Raw genomic sequence first — 26,959 nt, 5'->3', positions numbered from 1 at the left:
TATAGTTATTGAAAGACTGAGATCGGGAAGAGTAGGCAGCAAGCCCTTCAGAGAGTGGAATTGCAGCGCTGTGAGGTTCCGCAGGAAGCTACTGGCCGAAGTCACCCGGGAGTCGCCTGTTTGAACGGTTCCTCATTTCATTCCTTCGGAAGGTAAGAGGTTCACGGTAGAATAAGGCCGGTCCGCAACCGTTATCTGCATAAAGTGTCACACCATGTGTAATGGATCAGTGGATACATGCACTAGGGGTGAAACAAAGGTGGTACCGCGAGAGAACAGCCTTTCGTCCTTTGAGGATGAAGGGCTTTTTTTATTTGCCAATTGAAAATCATGGAGGTATCCTGATATGTCAGAACAAGACAACAAGACAACCTTGGAAATGCCAACAACGTACGATCCCAAATCAGCAGAACAAAAATGGTACAAAACGTGGATGGAGAAGGGCTATTTCCGCGCCGGGCAACATCCAGAGGCAGAGCCTTTTACTATCGTTATTCCACCACCGAATGTTACGGGTATGTTGCATATTGGACATGCTCTTGACTTTACTTTGCAGGATATTATTATCCGCGCCAAGCGGATGCAGGGTTATGATGCCTTGTGGCTGCCAGGGGCAGACCATGCAGGTATTGCTACTCAAACAAAAGTAGAGCAGAAGCTACGTGAAGAAGGTTTGACTCGCTATGATTTGGGCCGTGAGAAGTTTTTGGAGAAAGTGTGGGAGTGGAAAGATCTTTATCTGGACAATATCCACAATCAATGGGAGAAAATGGGCTTTTCTCTCGATTATTCTCGTGAACGTTTTACATTGGATGAGGGACTGTCCAAGGCGGTACGCGAAGTATTCGTTAAACTGTACAAAAAGGGTCTGATTTATCGCGGTAAACGCATCATTAACTGGGACCCTGCTGCACGTACCGCATTGTCGGATATTGAGGTGGAATACAAAGAGGTGAACGGAAATCTGTATCACCTGCAATACCCTCTGAAAGACGGTAGCGGATTTATTACTGTAGCCACTACACGCCCTGAAACGATGCTGGGCGATACGGCTGTAGCTGTACATCCAGAAGATGAACGCTATAAGCAAATGATCGGCAAAACGCTTGTGCTTCCAATCATCGGGCGTGAAATTCCGGTCATTGCGGATGACTATGTAGATAAAGATTTCGGTAGCGGCGCGGTTAAAATCACACCGGCTCACGATCCGAATGACTTTGAAATGGGTCAACGTCACCAGTTGCCTCAAATTACGGTGATGGACGAGACGGGAACGATGAATGCTGAAGCAGGCAAATATCAGGGACTGGATCGCAGCGATTGCCGTAAGCAAATCGTCGCTGATTTGAAAGAGCAGGGTGTACTGATTCGTATTGAAGAGCATGTACACCAAGTAGGTCATAGTGAGCGTTCTGGCGTAGTTGTAGAACCTTATCTGTCGACGCAATGGTTCGTGGAAATGAAGCCTCTGGCAGCTAAGGCGATTGAAGCACAGAAGGCTGGCAACGGTGTAAACTTTGTACCGGATCGCTTTGAGCGTACTTATCTGCATTGGATTGAAAATGTGCGAGATTGGTGTATTTCCCGTCAATTATGGTGGGGACACCGTATTCCGGCTTGGTATGATGAGGAAACCGGAGAAGTTATTGTATCGGCGGAGGACCCTACCACTTTGCCTGAATATGCCGGTAGAAAGCTCAAACAGGATGAGGATGTACTCGATACTTGGTTCAGCTCTGCTTTGTGGCCGTTTTCGACCCTAGGTTGGCCTGAGCAGACAGAGGATCTCAAACGCTATTATCCGACGAATGTTCTGGTGACAGGCTATGACATTATTTATTTCTGGGTATCGCGTATGATCTTTACCGCGCTGGAGTTCACGGAAGAGATTCCGTTCAAGGATGTACTTATGCACGGTTTGGTTCGTGACGCGGACGGAAGAAAAATGTCCAAATCCCTGGGCAATGGTGTTGATCCGCTCGACGTGATCGACCAATATGGTACCGATGCAATGCGTTATATGATCTCCACCAGCAGCACACCTGGACAAGATCTTCGTTTCCGCTGGGAACGTGTGGAGCAGGCGCGTAACTTTGCCAATAAAATCTGGAATGCATCACGCTTTGCGCTGATGAATCTGGAAGGCGTCACTGCGGCAGATATAGACATTACTGGTGACTTGAGCACCGTTGACCGTTGGATTCTGCACCGTCTAAACGAAACTTCACGCGACATCACGCGTCTAATAGATGCTTATGAATTTGGCGAGACAGGTCGCCTTCTGTATAACTTTATTTGGGATGATTTGTGCGACTGGTACATTGAGTTTGCGAAGCTTTCCCTATATGGCGATAATGCAGAGGCGAAAAAGAAAACACAATCCGTACTTGCATACGTTTTGGATCGGACACTGCGAATGATTCATCCGTTCATGCCGTTTATCTCCGAGGAAATATGGCAGCATCTTCCGCATGAGGGAGAAACGATCACACTGGCCGCTTGGCCTGCTTACGATCCTGCTTTCGAGGATAAGGACGCGGTCGCTGAAATGAATTTGCTGATCGACGTGATTCGTGCTGTGCGCAATATCCGCGCTGAAGTCAACGTGCCGATGAGTAAAAAAATTGAATTGCTCATAAAACCCGGCGATCAAGCCGTTCTTGATATCATTAACCGCAATGGGGAGTATGTACGTCGATTCTGTAACACGTCTGAATTCGACGCAGGCTTAGAGTTCACCGCTCCAGATAAAGCCATGACATCTATTGTTAGCGGCGCAGAGCTATACCTGCCGTTAGCCGGACTGCTAGATATTACCCAGGAAATTAGCAGACTTGAAAAAGAACTTCAGCATTTGAACAGTGAAGTGGAGCGCGTGGAGAAAAAACTCTCCAACCAAGGCTTCGTGGCGAAGGCACCAGCCAAAGTCATCGAGGAAGAGAAGGCCAAGCAAGCCGATTACTCAGATAAGCGCGCTAAAGTTATCGCACGTATTGAAGAACTCAAGGGATAATTTCACTCACAATAAAATGACCTGAAGGTGAAGAGGATGTCAGATACGATCAGGGGCGGCGACATAGCCCCTTTACAAAGTTATGATGAAGCAGTGGAATGGATTAATGGGTTGATTCCGTTTGGCATTAGACCCGGATTGGAACGAATCGAACAGCTGATGAGTAGGCTGGGTGATCCGCAACGACATCTGAAATTTATTCATATTGCAGGAACCAACGGTAAGGGCTCGACTTGTGCTTTTCTAACCTCTGTGCTTCTGAAATGTGGATACGATGTTGGGACCTTTACTTCTCCGTACATCACCCGATTTACGAACCGTTTTCAATTCAACGGGACCGATATTCCAGATGAAACGCTGGTTTCACTGGCCAATCGCTTGTATCCGTTGGTGAAAGAAATCGCAGATAGTGAGTTGGGATCACCTACGATGTTTGAGGTGTCCACAGCGTTGGCTATTTTGTACTATGCTACGGTATCTTTTCCAGATGTTGTGGTATGGGAGACAGGCCTCGGGGGAAGGATGGATGTAACTAATATCGTGAGTCCTATCGTTTCGGTCATTACGAATGTCGGCTATGACCATACGGACATTTTGGGAGATACACTGGAACAGATTGCAAGAGAAAAGGCTGGGATCATCAAGCCGGGTGTACCTGTCGTCAGTTGTGTTTCCCAGCCCGAGGCTATTCAGGTCATACGTGAAACGGCGGTCAAGCAAGGAGCTACCTTGTACCTGGCAGGAGAACAATTTACGTATGAACGGTTAAACGGGAATGAAACAGGTCAGACCTTTTCATTCGCCGGACCCTTCCGACATATGGAAATCGACATCACGTTGTTAGGTGAGCATCAATGTTCTAATGCGGCAGGAGCTCTGATGGCACTTGAAGTCCTACGTCAGTATATGGCTTTTGTGTTGGATGATGAGGATCTGCTGGAGGGATTTAGGCAAGCTGCCTGGGCAGGGCGCCTCGAACAAGTCAGTACCTCGCCGAGAATTGTCCTTGATGGGGCTCATAATCCAGAAGGGGCGCAAACGCTGGCCAAGAGTCTCCCACAAGTGTATTCGTACAAAAAATTGATTTTAATGATGGGGATGCTATCAAACAAGCATCATGAGGCATACTTGCAGCATATACTGCCACTAGTGGATACGCTTATCCTGACCGAGCCCGATTTTCGCCGCAAAATGAATGCCGCTGATTTGGCTCATCTCGTGGAGAAGCTGCGGCCGTCTTATGCCAAAACGGATTTAAAAATTATTGTAGAAGGTGACTGGAAAAAGGCTTTAAACCTGCTTCAGTCACATACGGAAGCGGAAGATCTGGGGGTGGTGTCCGGCACGCTGTATCTTATTGCGGATGTACGGGCTACCCTTATGTATCAAACCGATTCGGAAAAAGGTTGGTGAAATTTGTTGATTACTTCGGAACATGTTCATTTTATCGGTATCGGCGGCTACGGGATGAGCGCGATTGCTCGGGTCATGCTGGAGATGGGATATACCGTGACTGGCTCAGATGTGGCATCACAGGAGCTGACAGAAAAACTGGCGGCAAAAGGCGCAAAAATATATATTGGACACACGCCTGAACATATTGCGGGCGCAGATATCGTCGTCTATTCAACAGCATTGTCACGTGACAATGTAGAGCGGGTGGCAGCAGAAGAATTGAATATTCCAACACTGCACCGTTCGCAGATGCTGGCTCGCTTGCTTAACGAACGTAAGGGTATAGCGGTTGCGGGTGCGCACGGGAAAACGACAACCTCTTCTATGATCGCTCTGGTTATGGAGAGATGTAACGTTGACCCAACGTATATTATCGGCGGCGAAATCACGAATTTGGGGACGAACGCCAAAGCGGGGAAAAGCGAGTTTGTCGTTGCCGAGGCGGATGAGAGCGATGGTTCTTTTCTACAATATCATCCTTGGCAGGGGATCGTAACCAATATTGAAGCAGATCATTTGGAAAATTACGATGGGGACTTCAATCGCCTAAAAAGTGCTTACGTGCAATTCTTGAGCCAAATTCGGCCGGATGGAGCAGCTATTGTATGCGCAGATGATCAGAACATCCGAGAGATGCTGCCTCAGCTCCAAACTCGGGTCATTACTTATGGGGTAGAGCATGAAGCGGATTACATGGCGACAGATATCCAACTGGGTGACCGCCGATTAAGCTTTACGATGAGCCGTAAGGGAACAGCACTCGGAACGATTGAATTGTCTGTACCTGGTAAACATAACATGTATAATGCGATGGCTACCGTGATTTCATGTCTGGAAGCAGGGATTCCATTTGATCAAATTGCTGCAACTATTGTGGAATTTCATGGAGCGAAACGTCGTTTTCAAGTGCTAGGTGAAGGCAATGACATTTTGATTATTGATGATTATGCGCATCACCCAACAGAGATTGAGGCTACGATCAGTGCAGCGAGAGCAACTGGCAAGCGTATTATTGCCGTGTTCCAGCCACAACGCTACAGTCGTACCTTTTTCCTGCTGGATGCGTTCAGCCGTGCGTTTAGCGAGGCTGGTGAAGTGATCATTACCGATATTTATTCACCAGCGGGAGAAAAACAGATTGAAGGTGTGCATTCTTCCAAACTGGTGGATTTAATCGTCCAAAACAGCAATGCGAATGCAATCTATTTACCAACCAAAGAAGCTGTGATCGAAGAGCTGAAAGATCGGTTACAACCAGGCGATCTTGTGCTGACAATGGGAGCAGGAGATATCTGGAAAGCTGGCGACGCGTTAGCACGCCATCTTCGCGGGCAACAAGTGTAATACGTATGAACATGGGCTGTTACGCCAATGTATTATAGCTTTGAAGGGTATTCCGAACACGAAGGTGTTTCGGGATACCCTTTTTTTGTAAAGCTGAGGCATATTTTCTCAGCTTGACTCATACAACAGACTATGAGGAAGTATGGGACAAGGAGGGAGTGCATCCATGAACAAGGCCAAGATGACATTCCGGTTCGATCAACAGTTGCCGGAAACAAGCCGGGAGGATAAGCTACAGGTGCTTCCGAACCAAAATGAGTCATTTACGAACGGACAGCGTGACCCGATTAGAGATACGGAGTTATACCACGATGATGAGCTTTATCAAACGGATAACCAGCATAAAGGGATGGAACGGACTAGCAGTATGGAGAAACATACTCGAACTACACAACATTCAGAGCTTGGTAAGCCTGTTGAGACGAACAAACGCACTGCAACTCGGCGCTTTACTCCAACATTGAGGGTACAAGAGGGATGGGACGACCCTTTTGGTCGTTCGGCAGCTTCCTGGTCAGATGCGGACATTCTACCGGAAAGTCCGGAAGAGGACGATGTTGAGGTTGAGGAAACCTATTATTCCGGTCAAGAGTATAGAAAGCGTCCACCTCACCCTTCCAGATGGAGATTAATCGGTTCTGTAGCCAGCGCGTTGGTGACTGGAGGCATGTTCGGATATATTTTGTTGTTGCTGTTTAACGGAGGCGGTATGGTCCCGGGATCTGATCCTTCTGCTGATGAAGCTGTACCTGTTTTTAAAAAATCCGTTGATGTCGATAACACGTATGCAAAAGAGAATGCTGCTCCTGTCGCCGTCGTAGCGACTCAAGTGCCTCCACAAACCTATTATTTGCTGCAGTATGGGGTTTTCAGCACTCCAGAGCGGGCTTTACAGGCAAAGGAAGAACTGTTGAAGGCAGGCATTGCAGCAGGAGGGGATAGCGAGGATCAAAACCGGGTATATGCAGGAATATCGTCGGATAGGGAGCAAGCCAAGTTGCTCAGTAATCAATTGAAGACACAAGGAGTGGAATTGTATGTCCGCGAGCTCGAATTACCCGGATTCGAAAAAGCGGCTTACGGAGGTAATGGTGATAAACTCACTACCTTTTTTCAGTTAAGCAACTCATTAGTGGGGAAGCTGAGCGGACTTTCTTCAAATTTGCTCAGAGAAGAAGGCTCAAATACGGTGCCAGCCTCCGACATGAGCGAGCTGAACGACCTGCATCAGCAGTGGACACAAAATATCGCTGTGCTTCCCACTGGTCTTCCGAAGGAAGCGGCTGCCACCGCAACCTCGCTTGAAAAGGCGATGAACAGCGCAGTCTCTGCACTTGGAGAATATAACAAGAATACAGCCAAGGAACACATTTGGGAGATTCAGTCCTCCATGATGGAATATGTTTTGCGTGAGAAGGAATTTATTCAATTCATAAAACAGTAGACTAACCATACTTTCCGGCAAGGAACTGGAAATAGTTCCCCATGCCGGATTTCTGTTTGTATTGCAGTACAAATCACCGTATAATAATGAAGGTGTCAAAAAATGGCGAGGGAAGATCAGGATGAAAAAAAATGTAGGAATGCTTATACTGTTTTTGTTGCTCGGTTGGCTTTTGGGTGCCTGGATTGCTAAGGCCCTTCAATCGGTCAAAGTCCTTTCCTTTCTGACCCACCCCACTACGATATCCTGGTCGCCGAGAGCGGATCTGGATATTATCAGCTACAACATAACGATAAATTTTGAATTGAGCCTGCTTAGTCTGATCGGCATCATCGCCGCATTCTGGCTGTACCGCAGGCTCTAACTGATGAAAAGGAGCTTCCCTTATGGACGGGAAAATTACGCCCCGCATTATTCTGGCATCGACTTCACCAAGAAGGAAGGAATTACTCGCATATTTGAGACTCCCCTTTGAGGTGGTGCCGAGTCATGCGGATGAAAGCACGCCTGAGAGCTGGACGCCTCAGCAAATCGTGGAGACCCTTGCGGCCCGCAAAGCCGAAGCGGTCGTGCGCACTGCTGCGCAGTCCCAGGAAGCTGGATTGGTGATTGGCAGTGATACGATTGTCGTGCTGGAGGATTCGGTATTGGGCAAGCCTGCCGACCATGCGGACGCAGTTCGCATGTTGACTGCATTGCAGGGAAGAACACACCGTGTGTACACTGGGGTAGCCTGCATACATACCGGAACCGGCAAGATGCTTGTTAGACATCGCCAAACGGATGTCACAATGAAGCCTTTGAGCCAAGAACAAATTGTGGCATACGTAAATACTGGTGAACCGTCTGACAAAGCAGGATCGTATGGCATTCAAGGCATGGGTGCTACGTTGGTGGAATCTATTCAGGGTTGTTATTTTAACGTCGTAGGATTGCCGCTTTCTTTGCTGTCGGACATGCTGTCCGATTTTGGAGTAAATGTGCTGCGTCCATAAAAGGGGATAAACATATGCTGGAGTCGCCAATACTGATGCTTCGCGACCTCCCCCATGAAGAACGACCAAGAGAGCGCATGATGACATATGGGGCGGATGCCTTGAGCAACGCGGAGTTGCTAGCAATACTACTGCGTACAGGAACACAAAGAGAATCATCTGTGCATTTAGCGCAGCGTATTTTGCAGCAGGCAGGGAATCTGCGTCAACTGGTGGATATGAGTCTGAGCGAGTTGACCCAGATTAAGGGTATTGGAAATGCTAAAGCGATACAGCTAAAAGCGGGTATCGAACTCGGGCGTCGATTGGCATTGTCACGCCACTTGGAGACCCCGGTGATTAGTTGCCCGCGGGATGTGGCAGATCTGCTGTTCGAGCAGCTTCGTTATTTGCAGAAAGAGCATTTTGTTTGCCTGTTTCTAAATACCAAAAACCATGTCATTGCTCAGGAAACGCTATCTATGGGCAGCCTGAATTCCGCCATCGTGCATCCTCGTGAAGTATTCCGGGCTGCAATCAAGTGCAGCAGTGCTTCGATTATTTGCGCTCATAACCATCCGAGCGGTGATCCGAAGCCAAGCCCGGAAGATATCCAGTTGACCCGCCGCTTGATGGAAGCGGGCAACATCGTGGGTATCGACGTGCTTGATCATATTGTGATCGGGGACGGGACCTTTGTAAGTTTGAAGGAACAAGGTCTGATATAATATAATATTTAAATCAAACATTTAAACACGACCGGATAAACCGGCCTGAATAAACCGTTTATACAGGGATAACAGATTTCAGGGAAGAGAAAAGGAGATTAACATCATGCTGGGTGGCTTTACAAAAGATTTGGGAATTGACTTGGGGACGGCAAACACGCTTGTATACGTAAGAGGTAAGGGAATCGTGGTTCGTGAACCATCTGTAGTCGCATTGCGTACAGATACAAAAACCATTGAGGCTGTTGGGGAATCTGCGAAAAAAATGATCGGTCGCACACCGGGAAATATCCGTGCAATTCGTCCAATGAAGGATGGAGTCATTGCCGATTTTGATACGACTGCAACGATGATTAAATATTTCATCCGTCAGGCGCAAGCACAACGTTCATTGTTTCCGCGCCATCCGAACGTGATGGTTTGCGTGCCTTCGGGCATTACTGCAGTGGAACAGCGTGCTGTTGAAGATGCGACCAAGCAAGCAGGCGCAAGAGAGGCGTACACGATTGAAGAGCCGTTTGCAGCGGCAATTGGCGCTGATCTGCCAGTATGGGAGCCTACGGGCAGTATGGTTGTCGATATCGGTGGAGGTACAACCGAAGTTGCGGTCATTTCCTTGGGGGGGATCGTAACAAGTCGTTCTGTACGAGTGGCTGGCGATGAAATGGACGAGTCCATCATTCAATACGTGAAACGTCAATACAACCTGATGATTGGTGAACGGACTTCTGAGCAGCTGAAAATGGAAGTTGGTTCAGCTATGCCATTAGAGCAAGTGGAAACATCGGAAATCCGCGGACGCGATCTGGTTACAGGCTTGCCGAAGACAATTACGATTACCTCCGATGAAATTAGCGAAGCATTGTCAGACACCGTGAATGCGATCGTGGACGCAGTCAAAGTAACATTGGAAAAATGCCCTCCCGAGCTGGCGGCGGACATCATGGATAGAGGAATTGTACTGACTGGTGGTGGAGCACTACTGCGCAACCTGGATAAGCTGTTGGCAGGTGAGACCGGAATGCCGGTGATCGTAGCGGAAAATCCTCTGGATTGTGTGGCAATCGGTACGGGTAGAGCACTGGAAAATATCCATTTGTTCAAATCGCGCAGCAGTTCTGCCGTCCGTTCCAAACGTTGAATCGGGGGTGTAGGAACTGTTTAAGCTGTTTGGCAATAAAAGACTATTTGTTCTATTGATCGGAATCGTTCTGTTTATTGCCCTTATGGGGATTACACTTGGACAGAGAAGTTCCTTAACCTGGCCCGAGAAGTTCGCCAGAGATTCAATTGGCTTTGTGCAAGGTATCTTTTACAGGCCCGCTTCAGCAATAGCGGGCTTCTTTGAAGATATTGGCAATATGCGTAGTATTTACGAAGAAAATGAGCGGTTAAAAATAGCCGTGGCTAAGCTGACTCGTGACCAGATTCAGACTCATAATTATGTTGAGACAAATGCCAGATTGCAGAATGAACTGAAGTTCACCCAAACGCAAAAGGCGAAAAATAATTATGATTATCGTGTTGCTCAAGTGAACAGTGTTAGCAATGATTCCAAAACGCTCGTGATTGATATTGGTGAGAAGGATGGAGCCAAGGTTGGTCAGGAAGTCAGTTCACTTGAAGGATTTGTTGGAGTCATTAGCCGCACGGGGAATTTTACGTCTACCGTTACGCTGTTGACTACATTGGACCCTAAAAATCCGAATTCTTATGCTATTGCAGCGACAGTCTTGGGTAAGGAAAATCAATCGTTTGGTATGATTGAAAGCTATGATCCGGGTACGAACAGATTTCAAATGACTCGCATTGAAGAAAAAGATCCAATCGCAAAGGGTGATCAGATTATTACGTCTGGTGCAGGCGGGAAGTTCCGCAAAAACCTAATGATTGGAACGGTGGAGAAAATTCAGGTTGGAGAGTTCGGCAAAACACGGACAGCGATTATTAAACCGGCAGCCAGCTTTGTGGATTGGAAAGAACTGCTCGTCCTCTACACTCCTGAGGTACCGGAATAATGAAGATGCGCGGTCAGGTTTTGATACTGCTGCTGTTTGTCCTGTTTATAGCTGAAGGAACGATTCTTCCGTGGCTTCTCCCGGATAGTTGGCATTCAAGAATGGTCCCAAATTTTGTGTATGTCGTAATTTTGTTTGTATCTGTGTATTACAGCCGTCATACAGCGTTGGTGCTAGGTATTGTTTTTGGACTTATTCATGACGTAGTGTACTACGGGTTTATCATTGGCCCTTATTCTTTTGCAATGGGATTGTCTGCATACTTATTAGGGCTTGTGTTTACAGCTAGACGTGCACCGATGCCCATTATGATGGCGGCCGTGTTGATTGGTAGTTTCTTGCTGGATTCTATGCTCTTTGCCATTGATCAGCTGTTCCAGCTGAATCATCAGACTTTCAATTGGGCACTTGCCCAGTATATGATTCCTGATTTATTTATCCATTTTCTGTTCGCCCTCATCATTTATGTCCCTGTTCGCAAGCAATTACAGCGTTTGGGTACCCGTGTGAAAAAGGAAGAGACTGTCTAGGTCTTTTTACACACATTTTGTCCGGGTTAGCAGGGATTTGACGTCCCGGGGACGAAATGATTGAGATAGGAGGGACAGGCTAATGGCGGTGAAATCGAATCATGTCACGATTAAAGGCATCAAAGATGGCCTGGTATTCCTGCTGGACGATCAATGCGAATTTGAGGATTTGCTGGGTGAGCTGCGTTTTAAGCTGGAGCACAGTCATCAAAATATTTTAACAGGCCCGATCATTCATGTGGATATTAAGCTGGGAAGTCGGGAAGTAACGGAGGAGCAGAAGGAAAGTATTCTGGAGATTTTAAAGCAGAAGGGTAATCTGCTCATCAGGTCTGTAGAATCACCCGGATTGCCTGCGGTAGTGCAGGGCAAGCCCCCCATTCACACGGTGACAGGGATTATCCGCTCAGGACAAGTGCTTCATCATGATGGAAACTTACTCTTTTTGGGAGATGTTAACCCGGGTGGAATTATAACTTGTACCGGTGATATTTATGTCCTTGGCGCTCTGCGGGGCATGGCGCATGCAGGGATGGAGGGAAATAGTGAAGCGATTATCGCGGCCTCCTATTTTGCACCAACACAGCTGCGAATTTCCGAAATGATCAGCCGTCCACCAGATGAATGGGAGACGCGTGAATCCGGCATGGAATTTGCGTATCTCAAGGATGGCGCTATGCAAATAGACAAAATGAGCAATATTGTGCGTCTGGGCCGCGATTTTAACGTGTTCAAAGGGGTGTAGCACATGGGAGAGGCTATCGTCGTCACTTCAGGAAAAGGCGGCGTCGGCAAAACGACGACGTCAGCCAATATAGGAACAGCGCTTGCACTGCTCGGCAAAAAGGTGTGTTTGGTGGATACGGATATCGGTTTGCGTAATCTAGACGTTGTGATGGGTCTGGAAAACCGGATTATTTATGACCTTGTTGATGTAGCGGAAGGTCGTTGCCGTCTGAATCAGGCACTGGTTAAGGACAAGCGTTTTGAGGAGTTGTATATGCTGCCAGCTGCTCAAACCAAGGACAAGAGTGCTGTTACGCCGGAGCAGGTCAAGGATATTATTTTAGAGCTTAAGAAGGATTTTGAATATATATTGATCGACTGCCCTGCGGGTATTGAGCAAGGCTTTAAAAATGCCATTGCTGGTGCGGATCAGGCCATTGTTGTGACTACTCCAGAAAATGCTGCTGTACGCGATGCAGATCGGGTCATTGGTTTACTGGAAAGTTCACATGTGATATCACCTAAGTTGGTGGTTAACCGTATTCGCAATAGTATGGTTAGATCCGGAGATATGTTAGATATTGATGGGATTCTACAAGTGCTTAGCATAGACCTTATTGGGATTGTACCGGATGATGAAATGGTAATTAAAGCAGCTAATACAGGAGAGCCTACTGTTATGAATCCGGATGCACAGGCAGCGATTGCCTATCGGAACATTGCGAGACGAATCTTGGGCGATACTGTGCCTCTTATGCAGCTGGACCAGAAGAAGAGCGTGATGACACGCTTTAAGAAATTTTTTGGTATGGGTGGATAAGGAAAACAGGAAGATTTCTAAGGTAAGTGTTACAGTAGCGTTCATTTGTAATACTAGACACTTAAATAAGTGGCAACTTATTTAAGTGTTTTTGGTTTGCTTTTTTAATTTCTATGATAATGGTTCGTAAATTTAGGTCATTACATAAATGTTATAAATACAAAACATATCCGGTGCGCTAGCGCCGGTTTTTTTGATTTTTTAGGGTATGTAATTCCCACCCGGACAACATAAGTTGAAGCCCGTCCTCATAAGATGTAATAAACTTACCTCGCTGAGGGGGCTGAATAAGATGGACAAAAATTCCGGAATCAAGCAGCGCAGAAAAGAACGTATACAGCAGCTAATCGAGGGTAACAAAGCGGAGGCGTATTCCTCAGGCACAGATCAGGACAGGTACGGGTACAGAGAAATGAAATCGATGCCTGTAGTCAGTGCCAACTCGCCCAGAGACCCAGAAACCGAGTGGAAAAATGATCGACAACGTTGGCAGCAATCTTTTGGGGCAAATCGTGGTCCGTCTTTTTGGAGTTCCTTTTGGCGCAGAACTGTCATAGCAACAGTGTTATTTGGAGTGGTATGGGGCTTATTTCGCTGGGATATTCCCTATGCAGTAAATTTGAGAATGTTTGTCGCGGATGCCTTGAATAAGGACATGGATTTTGTAGCCGCCGGACAATGGTATAAAACTTATTTTGACGGAGCTCCTTCCTTTTTACCGATTTTTGGCGAGGAGCATGAAACGAACCAGGTAGACGCTAGTCGAAAGGGCTCTCCACCGATTGAAGGCAATATAACACAGCCGTTTGTACTGAGCCTTAAAGGAGTAGAAATTACGCCGAATGTTACCGATAACGGGGCAATCGCTGTTAAAAGTATAGATGCAGGACGTGTATTAGACGTATTAAACCATCCCAAAAGTGGGATTTCGGTTACAGTTCGTCACACTGGGGGCATCACAGCAACTTACGGAAGGCTTTCACGCTCTACCTTAAAAGTGAACGATTGGGTTCAGGAGGGTGAAGAGATCGGTGTATTGCCAGCAAGTCACAGCGGTAGCGAGGTGGCAACTTTATTTTTGGCAATTCAAAGAGGGGATCAATACATTGACCCGTCGGAAGTGGTAGCCCTTGATTAATGTCCGAGGGGTGACCCTATCACTGCATCCACTGTTTGTACTAGTTATGCTGACCTCTGTATTAACTGGACATTTTATCGAGATCATGACCTTGTTTACACTGGTGTTTATACATGAACTAGGTCATGCGACAGCTGCTTCGTTGTTGGGGGCGCGGTTGCTTTCCATACAGATGTTACCCTTTGGAGGAGTAGCTGTCATTGAGGATCAAGGGAAGCTCAATGCGTGGAAGGAAATTGTCATTGCTCTAGCGGGCCCCCTGCAAAACGGAATCATGATCATCATTCTTTTGTGGCTTAGGCATGTGAGTGGGTTGGAGCATGATTATGTAAATTATATAATTCAGGGAAATGCTGTTATTGCATTGTTTAATTTGTTGCCCATTTTACCGCTCGATGGTGGGAAAATATTACAGTCACTGATTAGCTTATTCTTTTCTTATCATCGCACATTAGTATGGACTTTTAGAGCCAGTATCGTAACCAGTCTGCTGTTTTGCCTGTATGGTATTTCGCCGTTATTAAGGCAAGATGAGCCTTTACATTTAAATCTGCTGGCGGTAGGGATTTTTTTGCTTTATTCTAATATTGTGGATTATCGGAATATCCCTTACCGTTTTATACGTTTTTTGCTGGGGAGGGACGAGCTTTTTTACCGCGAAGCGGCTAAAGGAAGCATTGCTTTACCTATTGTATCCCTGCCAGTGAAACATTTGGAGCCTGTTTTGCGTCTTTTCAGAAGAGATCGATATCATATGGTTTACGTTATGAATGAACAGGGACGGATTGTAGCTGTATTGCCGGAGCAACGACTTATACGCTCTTATTTTGCGGCACGCCCGCCAAATGGTGGAGAATCCAAGCCTAAATAATGTTTTATGAATTGAGGAAGAGGCTGTATTCAGAGAGGTTGAAAAACCATGAAGCAAATGATTGTACAATGCCAACAGCAGATGACCCAAATGGCACTGTTGGAAGAGGGACGGTTGGTTGAATATGCGGCTGAACTACCGCGAAAACGGGGAATTCTAGGTTCTTTTTTCAAAGCTAGGGTGGTCAATGTGCTACCGGGAATGCAAGCCGCTTTTGTTGACATTGGACAGCGCAAGAATGCCTTTTTGTATGTGGATGACGTACTTCATGCCCATTTGGACAAGCAGCCAGAGGTAAAGCCGTCCATTTCTGAACTGTTAAAGGTGGGGCAGGAAATCGTAGTACAGGTATTAAAAGAGGCAGTTGGTAGCAAAGGAGCCAGGGTGACCACTCATTTTTCACTTCCCGGCCGCTGGATTGTTTACATGCCCCGTGCTGATTATGTGGCCGTATCCAAGAAGATTGAGCGTGAGGGAGAACGTGCCCGTTTGAAAGCAATGGGAGAGCAACTGCGCACGGGTGAGGAAGGGGCCATCATTCGTACTGTTTCAGAGGAAATGAGTATAGAGGCGATTGAAAATGATCTGAATCAACTACGCAAGCAATGGGCGGCTATTCAGCGTAAAGCGGGCGAACACTCTGCACCGTGTGAATTGCACCGGGATCTGAGTATCGTTCAGCGTTTAATTCGCGATGTGTTTACACCTGAGCAGGATGAACTGGTCATTGACAGTGAGGAGCAAGCAAAGGATGCAGAAATAATGCTGCAACAGATCGGTTCTGCGAAAGCTCATGTAAGTATATTTCGCAGTGCAGAAGAAACTATTTTCAAAGCTTATGGCATTCATGAGCAGCTGGAACGCGATTTTGCGCGAAAGGTATGGCTTCAGGGTGGCGGATACATTGTCATTGATCATACGGAGGCATTGACCGTCGTTGATGTGAATACTGGGAAGTTTACGGGCGGCAGTAATCTGGAAGAGACGGTGACCCAGACTAACATTGAAGCAGCAGAAGAAATTGCCCGCCTGGTACGTGTCCGTGATATTGGTGGTATTATCATCATTGATTTTATTGATATGGAACAAGAGGAGAATCGTAGGGAAGTATCCTCTGTGCTGGAGGCAAGATTAAAAAAGGACCGGACTAAATCCTATGTTGTCGGTTGGACGCGGTTAGGTTTACTGGAAATGACCCGCAAAAAAGTGCGTGAAGAAAAGACTCTCGTATAGAACGTGCGTAATCAAAATTATTTCAAAACTAAAGGTTGAATGTGTACGAAGCTTGTGCTACAATCATTTAGTATGTGTGATGCGTAAGATTGGCTGCACATGCTGTAACCGCTCCAATCAGGTACTGAAGTGCAGTATCTTAAAGAAACTGCCACCTGCTATTAGGCGAGTCTGAGACATAAGGAGGTGCAAGCAAATGTACGCAATTATCGAAACAGGTGGTAAGCAATACAAAGTTCAAGAGGGCGACGTATTGTTCATCGAGAAGTTGGAAGCTAATGATGGTGAAACTGTAACGTTCGATCGTGTTCTGGCAGTGTCCGGCGACAATGGCTTGACAGCAGGTACACCGCTTCTTTCTGGAGCTTCTGTAACGGCTAAAGTTGAGAAGCATGGTCAAGGTCAAAAGGTCATCGTATACAAATACAAACCTAAAAAGAACTACCATGTGAAGCAAGGTCATCGTCAACCGTACACGAAAGTGACGATTGAAAAAATCCAAGCGTAAGAGGGTGCGATAATTGATTATCGTGCGTATTATACGACTGGAGGATGGCAGCATACAGGGGTTTTCTGTTAAAGGCCATGCGAATTTTGCTAAATCTGGCGAAGATATCGTATGTGCTGGTGTTTCGGCGGTAACCGTAGGAACTGTCAATTCGATTGTAGCTCTTACGGACGTTGAAATGGAAACGGAAATGGAAAACGGCTTTTTAAGCGCGTATCTATCTCCTGAAAGTTATCATGATGCGAACGCACAGGTTCAACTGTTGTTGGAATCCATGGTGATTATGCTGACAAGCATTGCTGAATCATACGGTAAGTATATTCAAATAGAAAATAAACAAAGAAGGAGGTAGACATCATGTTGAAATTGACATTGGATCTTCAGTTATTCGCATCGAAAAAAGGTGTAGGTTCCACAAAAAACGGACGTGACAGCAGATCGAAACGTCTTGGAGTGAAACGTGCTGACGGTCAAGCAGTTACCGGCGGTAGCATCTTGGTTCGTCAACGCGGAACGAAAATTCACCCGGGCACGAACGTGGGCATCGGTAAGGACGACACTCTGTTCGCGAAAGTGGACGGCGTTGTGAAGTTCGAACGTTGGGGCCGTGATCGCAAAAAGGTGAGCATCTACCCGATCGACGTTGCTCCAGTAGCAGCTACTGTAGAAGCTTAATAGCGGCTTAGACACGCTGAAAAGCCTCCGGCACTTTTGTCGGAGGCTTTTTTGCATGATGGTAATGAACTGGAAAGTTAGTCTGTGCTATACTGGATTAAGGTTGTTGACTAGTCCATTTAATTATCGCAGAACGGAGAGAAGCCATGTTCCAGCGGATAAGAGCGCCTTATCTGGCGTTGGGTTCCATTCTGATTCCTTTGGTTTTTTCACTGCTCTATCCCAAAGCATTAACGATTATCATACTAGCTGTGTGGGCTGTAGCTGCTGCTTGTTTTGGTATGTGGTATACCCATAGACAGGTTGAACTTGAGCGGAAAGCTGCTTTGCGTTCTTTTGAGCGTACAGCGATAGCGACGCTTAACCATCATCGGCATGACTGGATGAATGATTTACAGGTGCTTTATGGCTATATTCGTATGAATAAGCATGATAAATCAGCTGCTTATGTGGAAACAATAAAAGGGCGGGTGTCGGAAGACAGTAAAATATCTAAGCTGGGTATTCCCTCGCTGGTGTTTTATTTGCAGTCTTTTCGCGTGAACGCCGGAAATTTACAATTGTCGGTAAAGGTTGAGGAAGAGTTAAAGTTAGACGCTGTCATGTCTCCCGAAGACGGCGAGTCGCTTGCCTCGGCCGTCATACAAACGGTGCGTGCGTATCAATATGGCGGGGGCCGGTCGTCCTGGGGAGAAGTGCGCAGATTGACACTTTATTTCGGTATGGATCAGAATGATGTTATCGTCCGCTTTGAAGGAAGTGACATACCTACCGATTTAAATATACTAAAGCAGGTCAGATCCGTACTCGGAAGTGAACGCCTTCGAACAGAGAAGCTCCCTACAGGAGATATGCTTCAAATTCGAATGCAGTGCCAGACATAAGGAAGGTGTAACCATGTTTGTAGATAAAGCGAAGATTTTTGTTAAAGGCGGTGACGGTGGAGACGGATTAATTGCGTTTCGCCGTGAGAAATATGTTCCTAATGGTGGCCCAGCTGGTGGTGACGGAGGGAACGGTGGAGATGTGATTTTCCGTGTAGATGAGGGTTTGCGCACCTTGATGGATTTTCGATACCAACGGCATTTTAAAGCCCAGCGTGGAGTAAAAGGTCGCAACAAAAGCCAACACGGAGCCAACGCAGAGCACATGATCGTCCGTATACCACCGGGAACAGTTATCATGGATGATGACACTGGTGAAGTATTGGCAGATATGACACGTCATGGCCAACAGGTCGTTGTAGCTAAAGGAGGACGCGGAGGACGCGGTAATATTCGTTTTGCTACACCAAGCAATCCAGCGCCTGAATTGGCTGAAAACGGTGCGGAGGGGCAAGAACGTTATATTACACTTGAGTTAAAAGTGATGGCTGACGTAGGCTTGGTCGGATTTCCTAGTGTAGGAAAGTCTACCTTGTTGTCAGTTGTATCTTCCGCAAAACCTAAAATTGGCGCATACCACTTTACAACGATTACCCCAAATCTGGGCGTCGTAGATGTGGGGGATCAGCGGAACTTTGTGATGGCCGATTTGCCTGGTTTGATCGAAGGAGCTCATGAAGGCACTGGACTGGGTCATGAATTCCTGCGGCATATTGAGCGGACGCGAATCATTATCCATGTTGTGGATATGGCGGGCTCTGAAGGGCGTGACCCGTTTGAAGACTGGACCAAAATAAACGACGAATTAAAGCAATATAATGCAGCTCTGGCTGAGCGTCCACAAATTGTGGCGGCCAATAAAATGGATATGCCGGAAGCTGAAGAAAATCTTGCTCACTTCAAAGAGCAGATTGCTGCAATACGTCCTGACCTTGAAATCATGCCTATTTCCTCTCTGACACGTCAGGGGGTAAAAGAACTGCTCTATCGGGCTGCTGATCTGTTGGATCAAATGCCGGACGAGCCAGTTGTTGAGGAAGTAGCAGAAGTCAATGAACGTAAGGTATTTAAGTTGGATACGGCCGAAGACGAGGGCTTTACGATTGTACGTGAAAACGACACATTCGTAGTGCACAGCCCCAAAATTGAGCGCATGATGAAGCGCATGCAGATGAATTCTCATGATGCCATCTTAAAATTAGCAAGAACGTTGCGTCATATGGGTGTGGATGCTGAGCTACGTAAGCGTGGTGCCACAGATGGTACATCTGTACGCATTGCTGATTTCGAGTTCGAATTTGTAGAAGGTAGCAGCTACTACTAAAAATGAAATAAGGCTTTAAAACCTGAACGGTTACTGCACTATAGGGAATTCTATAGAAGGCAGTAGCCGTTTTTTTGTATTGTTAGCTTGCCGATTTTCAAGAGTTTCGATATAATGTCCTCTATACAAAAACATAAGTCTTTGAGGAGAGGACGTTCTTGAAAGAGCGCTATTACTTGGTACGGGAAGATATTTTGCCTGAAGCTATTGTTAAGACCATACAGGTAAAACTGCTGCTGGCTTCGGGGGATGTTAAAACCGTGCATGATGCCGTGGAGCAAGTTGGGCTAAGCCGAAGCGCCTTTTATAAATATAAAGATGGCATACATTTGGTTAACCAGTTGGAGCGCGAGCGAATTGTCAATATCTCTATTGATCTAGAGCATCAATCCGGCATGCTGTCTAGGGTGCTCGGCAGAGTGGCAGATTACGGAGGTAATGTGCTGACAATCCAGCAAAGTATTCCACTGCAAGGCAGAGCCAACGTAGTCATCTCAGTAGAAATGTCCAGGCTTAGTGATGAATTGGGTGTTCTGCTGGAGGGCTTGGAAAGTATTTCTGGAGTCAAGCGGGTCCGCCTGATTGGGCAAGGCTGAGGCGATACAGTTCGTTAGATAAAAGTTGCAGGAGGGGAATGGATGAAACCGGTCAAAGTAGGATTGTTAGGCTTGGGGACTGTAGGTACGGGAGTCGTTCGAATCGTTGAGGGTAATCAGGAAGACTTGAGCAGACAAGTCGGTTCACCGATCGTCATTGAAAAAATAGCTGTAAAAAACATAGAAAAGTATCGTGCCATTGAAGTGGACACCGCCAAGCTTACGGAGGACCCGTGGGAAGTCATTCGAGATCCTGAAATTGATGTGATTATCGAAGTCATGGGTGGGATTGATCAGACGAAGGAGTACATTCTCGAAGCGCTAGAGAGGGGCAAGCACATTGTAACGGCCAACAAGGACTTAATGGCATTGCACGGTTCTGAAGTATTGGCAAAGGCACAGAAAAAACAATGTGATATTTTTTATGAGGCTAGCGTAGCGGGCGGTATACCGATCATTCGTACGCTCATCGAAGGTTTCTCCTCTGACCGTATTACCCGCATTATGGGGATTGTGAACGGGACAACAAACTATATTTTAACTAAAATGAGCCAGGAAGGAGCCTCGTATGAGGAGGTTCTTAAGGAAGCCCAAGAGCTTGGATACGCAGAATCTGATCCGACCTCAGATGTCGAAGGGTTGGATGCGGCCCGAAAGATGGCGATACTTGGGACCCTTGGTTTCCGTTCCAATGTAGAGCTCAAGGATGTAAGCGTGAGCGGCATTTCCAAGGTAACCAGTGAAGATATTGCTTTTGCTAAAAGATTAGGATATGAAATGAAATTACTTGGCATTGCAGAGCGTCAAGGTGATGAATTTACGATTAATGTTCAGCCAACTATGGTGCGCAAGCAGCATCCATTGGCTTCGGTGAACGGGGTGTTCAACGCAGTTTATGTACATGGTGAAGCGGTGGGTGAAACCATGTTTTATGGTGCAGGTGCAGGCGAAATGCCAACAGCTACATCAGTTGTGGCTGACCTGGTGGCTGTAGTGAAAAACCTCAAACTCGGCGTAAATGGGCTTAAAGCAATCGTACCCTACAATCCTAAAAAAATTAGCAATGACGAAGACGTGTATTTCAAAAATTTCGTGCTTTTGCACGTGGATGATAAAGCGGGGGTATTGGCACAGATTACGCAGGTATTTGCTGAATTCAATGTCAGTTTGGCATCTGTCGTGCAGCAACCGAATGAGACTAATCCCGATGCTGAAATTATTATCGTGACTCATTTAGCTAGCAAAGCAAGTATGAAAAAGGTTTTAGAGCATTTTGAAACTTTGGACGTGATTCGCCGCATCAAGAGTGTATATCGGGTAGAGGGATAGTCAATAAAAGCAGGAGGAATCATCTGTATGACCGTTTTGAAAACAGCAAGAGTGCGCGTGCCTGCGAGTACAGCTAACCTAGGACCTGGCTTTGATACATTGGGCATGGCGTTGTCTCTATACGCATGGATTGAATTAAAAGAGGCCGAGCAGACAGCTTTCCATCTGTACGGAGATCAAATGAATGGCGTTCCCCAAGATAAAACCAATTTGATTTACAAGGTAGCACAAATGGTTTTTCGTGAAGCAGGTGTATCTGTTCCTGAGCTGGAAATTTCGATGTACTCGGATATTCCGCTTACCCGTGGTTTGGGCAGCAGTGCTTCCGCCATTGTAGGTGCCCTGGTGGCTGCTAATACGCTGATTGGCTCGCCTCTGTCGGATTCCAAGCTATTTGACATGGCAAGCGCTATCGAAAAGCATCCGGACAATGTCGGAGCCTCTCTGTTTGGTGGTATTATTACTGCTATGTGGGATGGCGAGCATGCCAAGCACTTACGGATTGAACCGGATGCTAATCTAGAGGTAATGGTAGTTATTCCAGATTTTCAACTGTCTACGTCGAAGGCCAGAGAGGTCCTGCCTACCCACGTATCCTTGAAGGATGCTGTATATAATATAAGTCATGCTTCAATGCTGGTAGCGGCATTGGCATCGGGCCGAACAGATCTAATCGCCGAAGCGATGCGGGATCAGCTTCATCAGCCTTACCGCGCGGCACTAGTGCCGGGTATGACAGAGATCCTACAGGATGCGCACCATTATGGTGCATTGGGTGTGGCCCTTAGTGGTGCTGGACCGACGTTGCTGGCATTGATGGATCAACGGGAAAATCGCAAAGCGGAGCTAGAACTGTATTTAACGGAGACAATGAACAAAGAAGGGATCACTGCGTCTGTTTTGAAATTGAGCCCAGAGGTTGAAGGGGTTAAAGTATATACAGAAGGGAATACACACCCTTTTATGGATATGATTAAAGGGGAACTTACGATATGAAACGAATTGCACTTCTTCCTGAGGGGACTGTTTCTCATGAAGCGATTAAATATTTGTTAGGAGATACACCCTGTGAACTTCTATTTTACAAACATATAGCAGACGTATTTCAGGCAATAGACAAGGGACAGGCAGACTATAGTGTAATTCCTATTGAAAATACGATTGACGGCTCTGTGAGTTTGCATATGGACTGGCTTGTACATGAGGTAGACATTCCAATGCAGGCGGAATGGGTATATCCTTCGATTCAAAATCTTATTGGACATCGTAGTGAATTTCTTGGGGATCAGGACGAGCTGGATTTGAGCAAAGTAGTCAAAATTATGTCCCATCCTGTAGCGCTTCCCCAATGTAAAGAATTCATACAAGCTTTCGCTCCTCAAGCTGAGCTGGAGAGTGCAGGAAGTACGGCCGAAGCCGTCGAAATTGTTAAACATAACCCAGGTAAAGGTTGGACCGCTCTCGGAACCAAGCTTGCGGCTGCCAAACACGGATTGGACATTTTGGCCAGCAAGGTGACGGATCACGATAACAATTTTACCCGCTTTGTCTTGATTGGACATGAACCTGTAAGGTTCCCGCGTACGCCAGAAGGCCAGCGAACCAGTATTTTGGTCACGCCGCCACAGGATTTCCCGGGAGCGCTGCATCAGGTTTTATCTGCATTTGCATGGCGCAGGTTAAACCTGTCTCGTATTGAATCGCGTCCGACCAAAAAGCAATTGGGGAATTATTATTTTTACATTGAAGTTCTGGAATCTCTGCATTCCGTTTTGCTTCCGGCAGCCTTTGCAGAGATCGAGGCTTTGGGGTGCCATGTACGCATTCTTGGCTCTTATCCAAGCTACAAGTATGTTGAAGCAGCGATCGAACCTATTTTGAAGGAAGATTAATCGGAGGTGTGGTTGTAATGGCAGAACAATGGATCTATCTGGATGGGCGGCATGTAACTAAGGAGAACGCAAAGGTTTCCGTATATGACCATGGTTTCTTGTACGGAGACGGTATATTTGAGGGTATTCGTATTTATAACGGAAATATTTTTAAATGTAAGGAGCATTTAGAGCGTCTGTATGATTCTGCGAAATCTATTCAGTTGAACATTCCGTTGTCTCCTGATGAAATGTTGGAAGCCATGGCTGAAACGATTCGCCTTAACGAAATGCGTAATGGATATATTCGATTGGTTGTATCCCGTGGTGCTGGAAATCTAGGTTTGGATCCCCTTCGTTGTGCAAAAGCGAGTGTCATCATTATCGTCGAGCAGCTCGCCATTTACCCGGAAGAAGCTTATTTGACAGGCCTGAAGACAATCTCTGTCTCTCAGCGTCGCAACATCCCGGATGCTTTGAATCCAAAGATTAAATCATTGAACTACCTCAACAATATCCTGGTGAAGATCCAATCTAACTATGCTGGTGTAGGTGAGGCTATTATGCTCAATTCCCAAGGATATGTGACGGAAGGTTCTGCTGACAACATTTTCATTGTCAAAAATGGAGTGTTGTACACACCGCCTTGTTATTTGGGAGCGCTTGAGGGGATTACTCGTAATGCTATCATCGATTTGTGTGCTAAGCTTGGATATTCGCTTAAGGAGCAACCTTTTACATTGCATGATGTATATGTCGCGGACGAGGTGTTTTTTACGGGAACTGCGGCAGAAGTGATTGCAGCTTATGAAGTAGATGGTCGTACGATTGGCTCCGGTGTTGCTGGTCCAGTGACTTTGGAGCTTCTGGCTGAGTTCCGGAAGATTGTGGATCAGGATGGCTATAAAGTGTGGCAGGACTAAAATAATCGAGATCCTTTTGACTGAATGCTTGTAAGAGTATTCGGTTGAGAGGATTTTTTTGTTTGTAGGGGGTCATTCGCCCGGGAGGTGCATAGGATGTAATAACAGAAGCCGGGCGTTTATCCCGCCCGAACGAAAGTCTAGGAGGTTTGTGACCTGTGAAAATACACATCGTCAAAAAAGGTGACACTCTATACTTACTGGCACAGAAGTATAATGTGACACTAGAGAAAGTTATTGCCGCCAATCCCCAATTGGCAGACCCTAATCAGTTGAGCATCGGTGAGAAGATCAAAATTCCGACAGATCCTGTTACGATGGAAACACAGCCGTCAACGGTCTATCAACACAAGGTTAAGCAAGGTGATACGTTATGGAAGTTGTCCAAGGCGTGGAATGTACCGCTTAAGATAATTATTGATGCCAATTCCCAACTTAAAAACCCGAACGCACTTCTGGTTGGAGAAACAGTTAATATTCCACACTACAAAGAAAACGCATCTGATCTTTCTATGAATAAAAAAAATACCGCAGTGAAAGAAGAGATGACACAGCCTAAAACCGAATCCCCGACCAAGGAAGAACTTACCCAGCCCAAGGCGGAATTAACACAGCCTAAACCGGAGAATATACCTAGCCCTAAAGAAGAAATGACACAGCCGAAAGAAACAGTGAATCCTCCTAAGCTTCCTGAATTAAAACTGCCTGAAGCTCCTATGGCGCCCGTCAATATGGCACCCGTGAACATGGCACCTGTCAATATGGCGCCCGTAAATCCTGCTCCACCTCAATTGCAGCCCATAATTACTCAAACTGCCCCACCTCAACAAATGCAACCTATAGTCACCCAACCTATAGTCACTCAACCGATTGCACCTAAACCGCAGCTTCCAATTAATATCGAAAAGCAACCTGTAACTGAAAAGTTTTGTGGCTGCACAAGCTCGAAGCCGATGGAAAATTCCTCATGGCCATTACAGCAACCGACATTTGATTACAGTCCGCCAATAAATGCAATGCCGAACTCGTTGTATCCGGGGATTGGGTCTCCTCAGAATTGGGGGAATGCTCCTGTAAATACTTCCTTTGCAGAACATGCCTCTCCTACTGTAGTTGCAGATCAGGGCTATCATCATGACTGTGAGCATCCATGGTGCTGGGGACCTGTGCAGACAGCAGCACCCATACATGCTCATCCCACACCTTATCCTGCCTATTCAGATTGCTGCTGCACCCCTGGATATTATCCGAGTCATGAAGCGTCTGAAAATACATCCTATCCTGTCTATCCTCCATTTATCCACCAAGGGGGTCCGCAGCAGCAACCAGAGAGTGCAGTCCAGAGTAGCCAGTGGGGCAACGCATGGGGAGGACCACAATATAGTATGCCTGCAAGTGGATACGTGTCCGACTTTAGCCAACCAATGGCTCAACACGCCGCGAATCATCCATATCATCCGTTCGCACATGGAAATGCACCTATGTATCCATTAGAGGGATATACAACGCCCTATATGTTTATGCCAGACTGTGGATGCCGGGAAGGAAACATCGAGTCGGCGCCAGCCTCTCCGGGAACGCAAGAGGTAGGTAACAATCTGACTATTCCATCGCAAAATGAAGGTGCTTCTTCAAAAAAAGACAATAGCGCGTCTAAAGGCAAATCAAAAGACAACTCTAGCAGTACATCCAAGGAAGAAACATCTAAAGCCAAGGTTTCAAGTGAACATGCTACTGTTAAGAAGCATAAATCCCGTAAATCGACAGGAGGAAGATCTCGCTCCTCATCCTATAGTGCTCGTGCACGTCAAAATCCATGGATTAATGACTGACGCAGAAAAATATAAGAAAGAGGTAAACGCTATTACTGTCCCGATTTGTTAGTCATAAGGTGAAAGGAATAAATGTTAAAGAGGCTGTTATTCTGCTAGTTGAGAATGATAGTCTCTTTTTTTTTAATGCAGTAATCCTACACATGAATAATGTCACTAAAAAAGATGTTGCTAATTAGCATAGTCATGTGGTATATTCTTATAGTTGTCTTTTACAAGATAATTAGCAACATAAAAACAAATTAGAATTTATTGAAAAATTCTCTTAAAAAAATGTTGCAAAGATAAAAGAAACATGATATATTATTTAAGTCGCCGCTGAGATGCGGTGAAGAAACGAAGTGAGTTAGAGTAAAGAGTTACGCAGGTTTGATCTTTGAAAACTGAACAACGAGTGAGTACGGATTTTGTTTACAAAATCCAAAAGAGATATTTTATCTCGTCAGTTTCAAAATGAGCTAATCGCTCTTTCTATATTGTTTTATCTTCGGTTCTTCTCCTTGGAGTGGATGAAGATGAAACAGGTTGACGTTACTTTGTAACGTCTTTAATGGAGAGTTTGATCCTGGCTCAGGACGAACGCTGGCGGCGTGCCTAATACATGCAAGTCGAGCGGGGTTGTTTAGAAGCTTGCTTCTAAACAACCTAGCGGCGGACGGGTGAGTAACACGTAGGCAACCTGCCCACAAGACAGGGATAACTACCGGAAACGGTAGCTAATAC

General features: G+C 46.2%; 26 protein-coding genes, 1 rRNA gene and 1 other annotated feature. All 27 genes read left to right on the top strand.

The window, feature by feature from the left end; translation table 11 throughout:
- Positions 1 to 346 precede the first annotated feature (346 nt).
- Positions 347 to 3,013, top strand: coding sequence for a valine--tRNA ligase (locus HFE01_RS21395; RefSeq protein WP_107734843.1), 2,667 nt, complete (start codon positions 347 to 349; stop codon positions 3,011 to 3,013).
- A gap of 36 nt (positions 3,014 to 3,049) precedes the next feature.
- Positions 3,050 to 4,426, top strand: a complete 1,377-nt coding sequence (locus tag HFE01_RS21390; protein WP_107734842.1) for a bifunctional folylpolyglutamate synthase/dihydrofolate synthase — start codon at positions 3,050 to 3,052, stop codon at positions 4,424 to 4,426.
- A gap of 6 nt (positions 4,427 to 4,432) precedes the next feature.
- Positions 4,433 to 5,812 carry a UDP-N-acetylmuramate--L-alanine ligase gene (gene murC / locus HFE01_RS21385; RefSeq protein ID WP_038978209.1) on the top strand — a complete coding sequence of 460 codons (1,380 nt, stop codon included), beginning with the start codon at positions 4,433 to 4,435 and terminating at the stop codon, positions 5,810 to 5,812.
- 166 nt (positions 5,813 to 5,978) lie between these two features.
- Positions 5,979 to 7,256, top strand: coding sequence for an SPOR domain-containing protein (locus HFE01_RS21380; protein WP_107734841.1), 1,278 nt, complete (start codon positions 5,979 to 5,981; stop codon positions 7,254 to 7,256).
- Between the two features lie 121 nt (positions 7,257 to 7,377).
- On the top strand, positions 7,378 to 7,620 hold the full coding sequence (locus tag HFE01_RS21375) for a DUF4321 domain-containing protein (protein ID WP_013372674.1): 243 nt from the start codon (positions 7,378 to 7,380) through the stop codon (positions 7,618 to 7,620).
- 22 nt (positions 7,621 to 7,642) lie between these two features.
- Positions 7,643 to 8,251, top strand: coding sequence for a Maf family protein (locus HFE01_RS21370; RefSeq protein ID WP_102998278.1), 609 nt, complete (start codon positions 7,643 to 7,645; stop codon positions 8,249 to 8,251).
- A gap of 14 nt (positions 8,252 to 8,265) precedes the next feature.
- On the top strand, positions 8,266 to 8,958 hold the full coding sequence (radC, locus tag HFE01_RS21365) for a RadC family protein (RefSeq protein ID WP_017427420.1): 693 nt from the start codon (positions 8,266 to 8,268) through the stop codon (positions 8,956 to 8,958).
- 106 nt (positions 8,959 to 9,064) lie between these two features.
- A complete protein-coding gene (locus HFE01_RS21360; RefSeq protein WP_013311600.1) occupies positions 9,065 to 10,099 on the top strand; it encodes a rod shape-determining protein in 1,035 nt (344 codons plus the stop codon).
- Between the two features lie 55 nt (positions 10,100 to 10,154).
- The gene (gene mreC, locus HFE01_RS21355) at positions 10,155 to 10,976 is read left to right on the top strand and encodes a rod shape-determining protein MreC (RefSeq protein WP_016818427.1); all 822 of its coding nucleotides are present in this window, start codon (positions 10,155 to 10,157) and stop codon (positions 10,974 to 10,976) included.
- Positions 10,976 to 11,506 carry a rod shape-determining protein MreD gene (gene mreD / locus HFE01_RS21350; protein WP_013372670.1) on the top strand — a complete coding sequence of 177 codons (531 nt, stop codon included), beginning with the start codon at positions 10,976 to 10,978 and terminating at the stop codon, positions 11,504 to 11,506. Before mreC ends, mreD begins: the two co-directional genes overlap by 1 nt.
- 82 nt (positions 11,507 to 11,588) lie before the next feature.
- Positions 11,589 to 12,251, top strand: a complete 663-nt coding sequence (gene minC, locus HFE01_RS21345) for a septum site-determining protein MinC (RefSeq protein WP_017427422.1) — start codon at positions 11,589 to 11,591, stop codon at positions 12,249 to 12,251.
- Between the two features lie 3 nt (positions 12,252 to 12,254).
- Positions 12,255 to 13,052, top strand: a complete 798-nt coding sequence (minD, locus tag HFE01_RS21340) for a septum site-determining protein MinD (RefSeq protein WP_107734840.1) — start codon at positions 12,255 to 12,257, stop codon at positions 13,050 to 13,052.
- Between the two features lie 292 nt (positions 13,053 to 13,344).
- Positions 13,345 to 14,190, top strand: coding sequence for a peptidoglycan DD-metalloendopeptidase family protein (locus tag HFE01_RS21335; RefSeq protein ID WP_107734839.1), 846 nt, complete (start codon positions 13,345 to 13,347; stop codon positions 14,188 to 14,190).
- Positions 14,183 to 15,061, top strand: coding sequence for a M50 family metallopeptidase (locus tag HFE01_RS21330; protein ID WP_016818430.1), 879 nt, complete (start codon positions 14,183 to 14,185; stop codon positions 15,059 to 15,061). The genes HFE01_RS21335 and HFE01_RS21330 overlap by 8 nt, the downstream gene beginning before the upstream one ends.
- Before the next feature lie 48 nt (positions 15,062 to 15,109).
- Complete coding sequence (locus HFE01_RS21325; protein ID WP_107734838.1) at positions 15,110 to 16,294, top strand: Rne/Rng family ribonuclease; 1,185 nt, start codon at positions 15,110 to 15,112, stop codon at positions 16,292 to 16,294.
- Positions 16,295 to 16,390: 96 nt separating this feature from the next.
- Positions 16,391 to 16,477, top strand: a sequence feature (ribosomal protein L21 leader region).
- Between the two features lie 13 nt (positions 16,478 to 16,490).
- A complete protein-coding gene (gene rplU, locus HFE01_RS21320; protein ID WP_013311592.1) occupies positions 16,491 to 16,802 on the top strand; it encodes a 50S ribosomal protein L21 in 312 nt (103 codons plus the stop codon).
- Positions 16,803 to 16,815: 13 nt separating this feature from the next.
- Positions 16,816 to 17,154: a ribosomal-processing cysteine protease Prp gene (locus HFE01_RS21315; protein ID WP_016818432.1), complete on the top strand. Its 339-nt coding sequence runs from the start codon at positions 16,816 to 16,818 to the stop codon at positions 17,152 to 17,154.
- A gap of 5 nt (positions 17,155 to 17,159) precedes the next feature.
- The gene (rpmA, locus tag HFE01_RS21310) at positions 17,160 to 17,477 is read left to right on the top strand and encodes a 50S ribosomal protein L27 (RefSeq protein ID WP_013311590.1); all 318 of its coding nucleotides are present in this window, start codon (positions 17,160 to 17,162) and stop codon (positions 17,475 to 17,477) included.
- A gap of 146 nt (positions 17,478 to 17,623) precedes the next feature.
- The gene (locus tag HFE01_RS21305; RefSeq protein WP_103042560.1) at positions 17,624 to 18,361 is read left to right on the top strand and encodes a Spo0B domain-containing protein; all 738 of its coding nucleotides are present in this window, start codon (positions 17,624 to 17,626) and stop codon (positions 18,359 to 18,361) included.
- Between the two features lie 13 nt (positions 18,362 to 18,374).
- Positions 18,375 to 19,685, top strand: coding sequence for a GTPase ObgE (gene obgE / locus HFE01_RS21300; protein ID WP_107734837.1), 1,311 nt, complete (start codon positions 18,375 to 18,377; stop codon positions 19,683 to 19,685).
- Positions 19,686 to 19,843: 158 nt separating this feature from the next.
- Complete coding sequence (locus HFE01_RS21295; RefSeq protein WP_013372659.1) at positions 19,844 to 20,281, top strand: ACT domain-containing protein; 438 nt, start codon at positions 19,844 to 19,846, stop codon at positions 20,279 to 20,281.
- Between the two features lie 42 nt (positions 20,282 to 20,323).
- Positions 20,324 to 21,610 (top strand): homoserine dehydrogenase, encoded by a 1,287-nt coding sequence (locus tag HFE01_RS21290; protein WP_107734836.1) that lies wholly within the window; start codon positions 20,324 to 20,326, stop codon positions 21,608 to 21,610.
- A 27-nt stretch (positions 21,611 to 21,637) separates the two neighbouring features.
- Positions 21,638 to 22,606 carry a homoserine kinase gene (gene thrB / locus HFE01_RS21285; RefSeq protein WP_107734835.1) on the top strand — a complete coding sequence of 323 codons (969 nt, stop codon included), beginning with the start codon at positions 21,638 to 21,640 and terminating at the stop codon, positions 22,604 to 22,606.
- A complete protein-coding gene (gene pheA, locus HFE01_RS21280; protein WP_107734834.1) occupies positions 22,603 to 23,502 on the top strand; it encodes a prephenate dehydratase in 900 nt (299 codons plus the stop codon). The genes thrB and pheA overlap by 4 nt, the downstream gene beginning before the upstream one ends.
- Before the next feature lie 17 nt (positions 23,503 to 23,519).
- Positions 23,520 to 24,404: a branched-chain-amino-acid transaminase gene (gene ilvE / locus HFE01_RS21275; RefSeq protein ID WP_107734833.1), complete on the top strand. Its 885-nt coding sequence runs from the start codon at positions 23,520 to 23,522 to the stop codon at positions 24,402 to 24,404.
- A gap of 158 nt (positions 24,405 to 24,562) precedes the next feature.
- The gene (locus HFE01_RS21270) at positions 24,563 to 26,236 is read left to right on the top strand and encodes a LysM peptidoglycan-binding domain-containing protein (RefSeq protein WP_167438379.1); all 1,674 of its coding nucleotides are present in this window, start codon (positions 24,563 to 24,565) and stop codon (positions 26,234 to 26,236) included.
- 547 nt (positions 26,237 to 26,783) lie between these two features.
- Positions 26,784 to 26,959: ribosomal RNA gene (locus tag HFE01_RS21265) — 16S ribosomal RNA — on the top strand; the annotation flags it as partial.

It is taken from the genome of Paenibacillus sp. EKM10P, from assembly GCF_011800655.1.
Classification (GTDB): Bacteria; Bacillota; Bacilli; order Paenibacillales; family Paenibacillaceae; genus Paenibacillus; species Paenibacillus polymyxa.
Note: the sequence above shows the minus strand (reverse complement) of the source record. Positions and strands in the feature narration are given on the sequence as shown.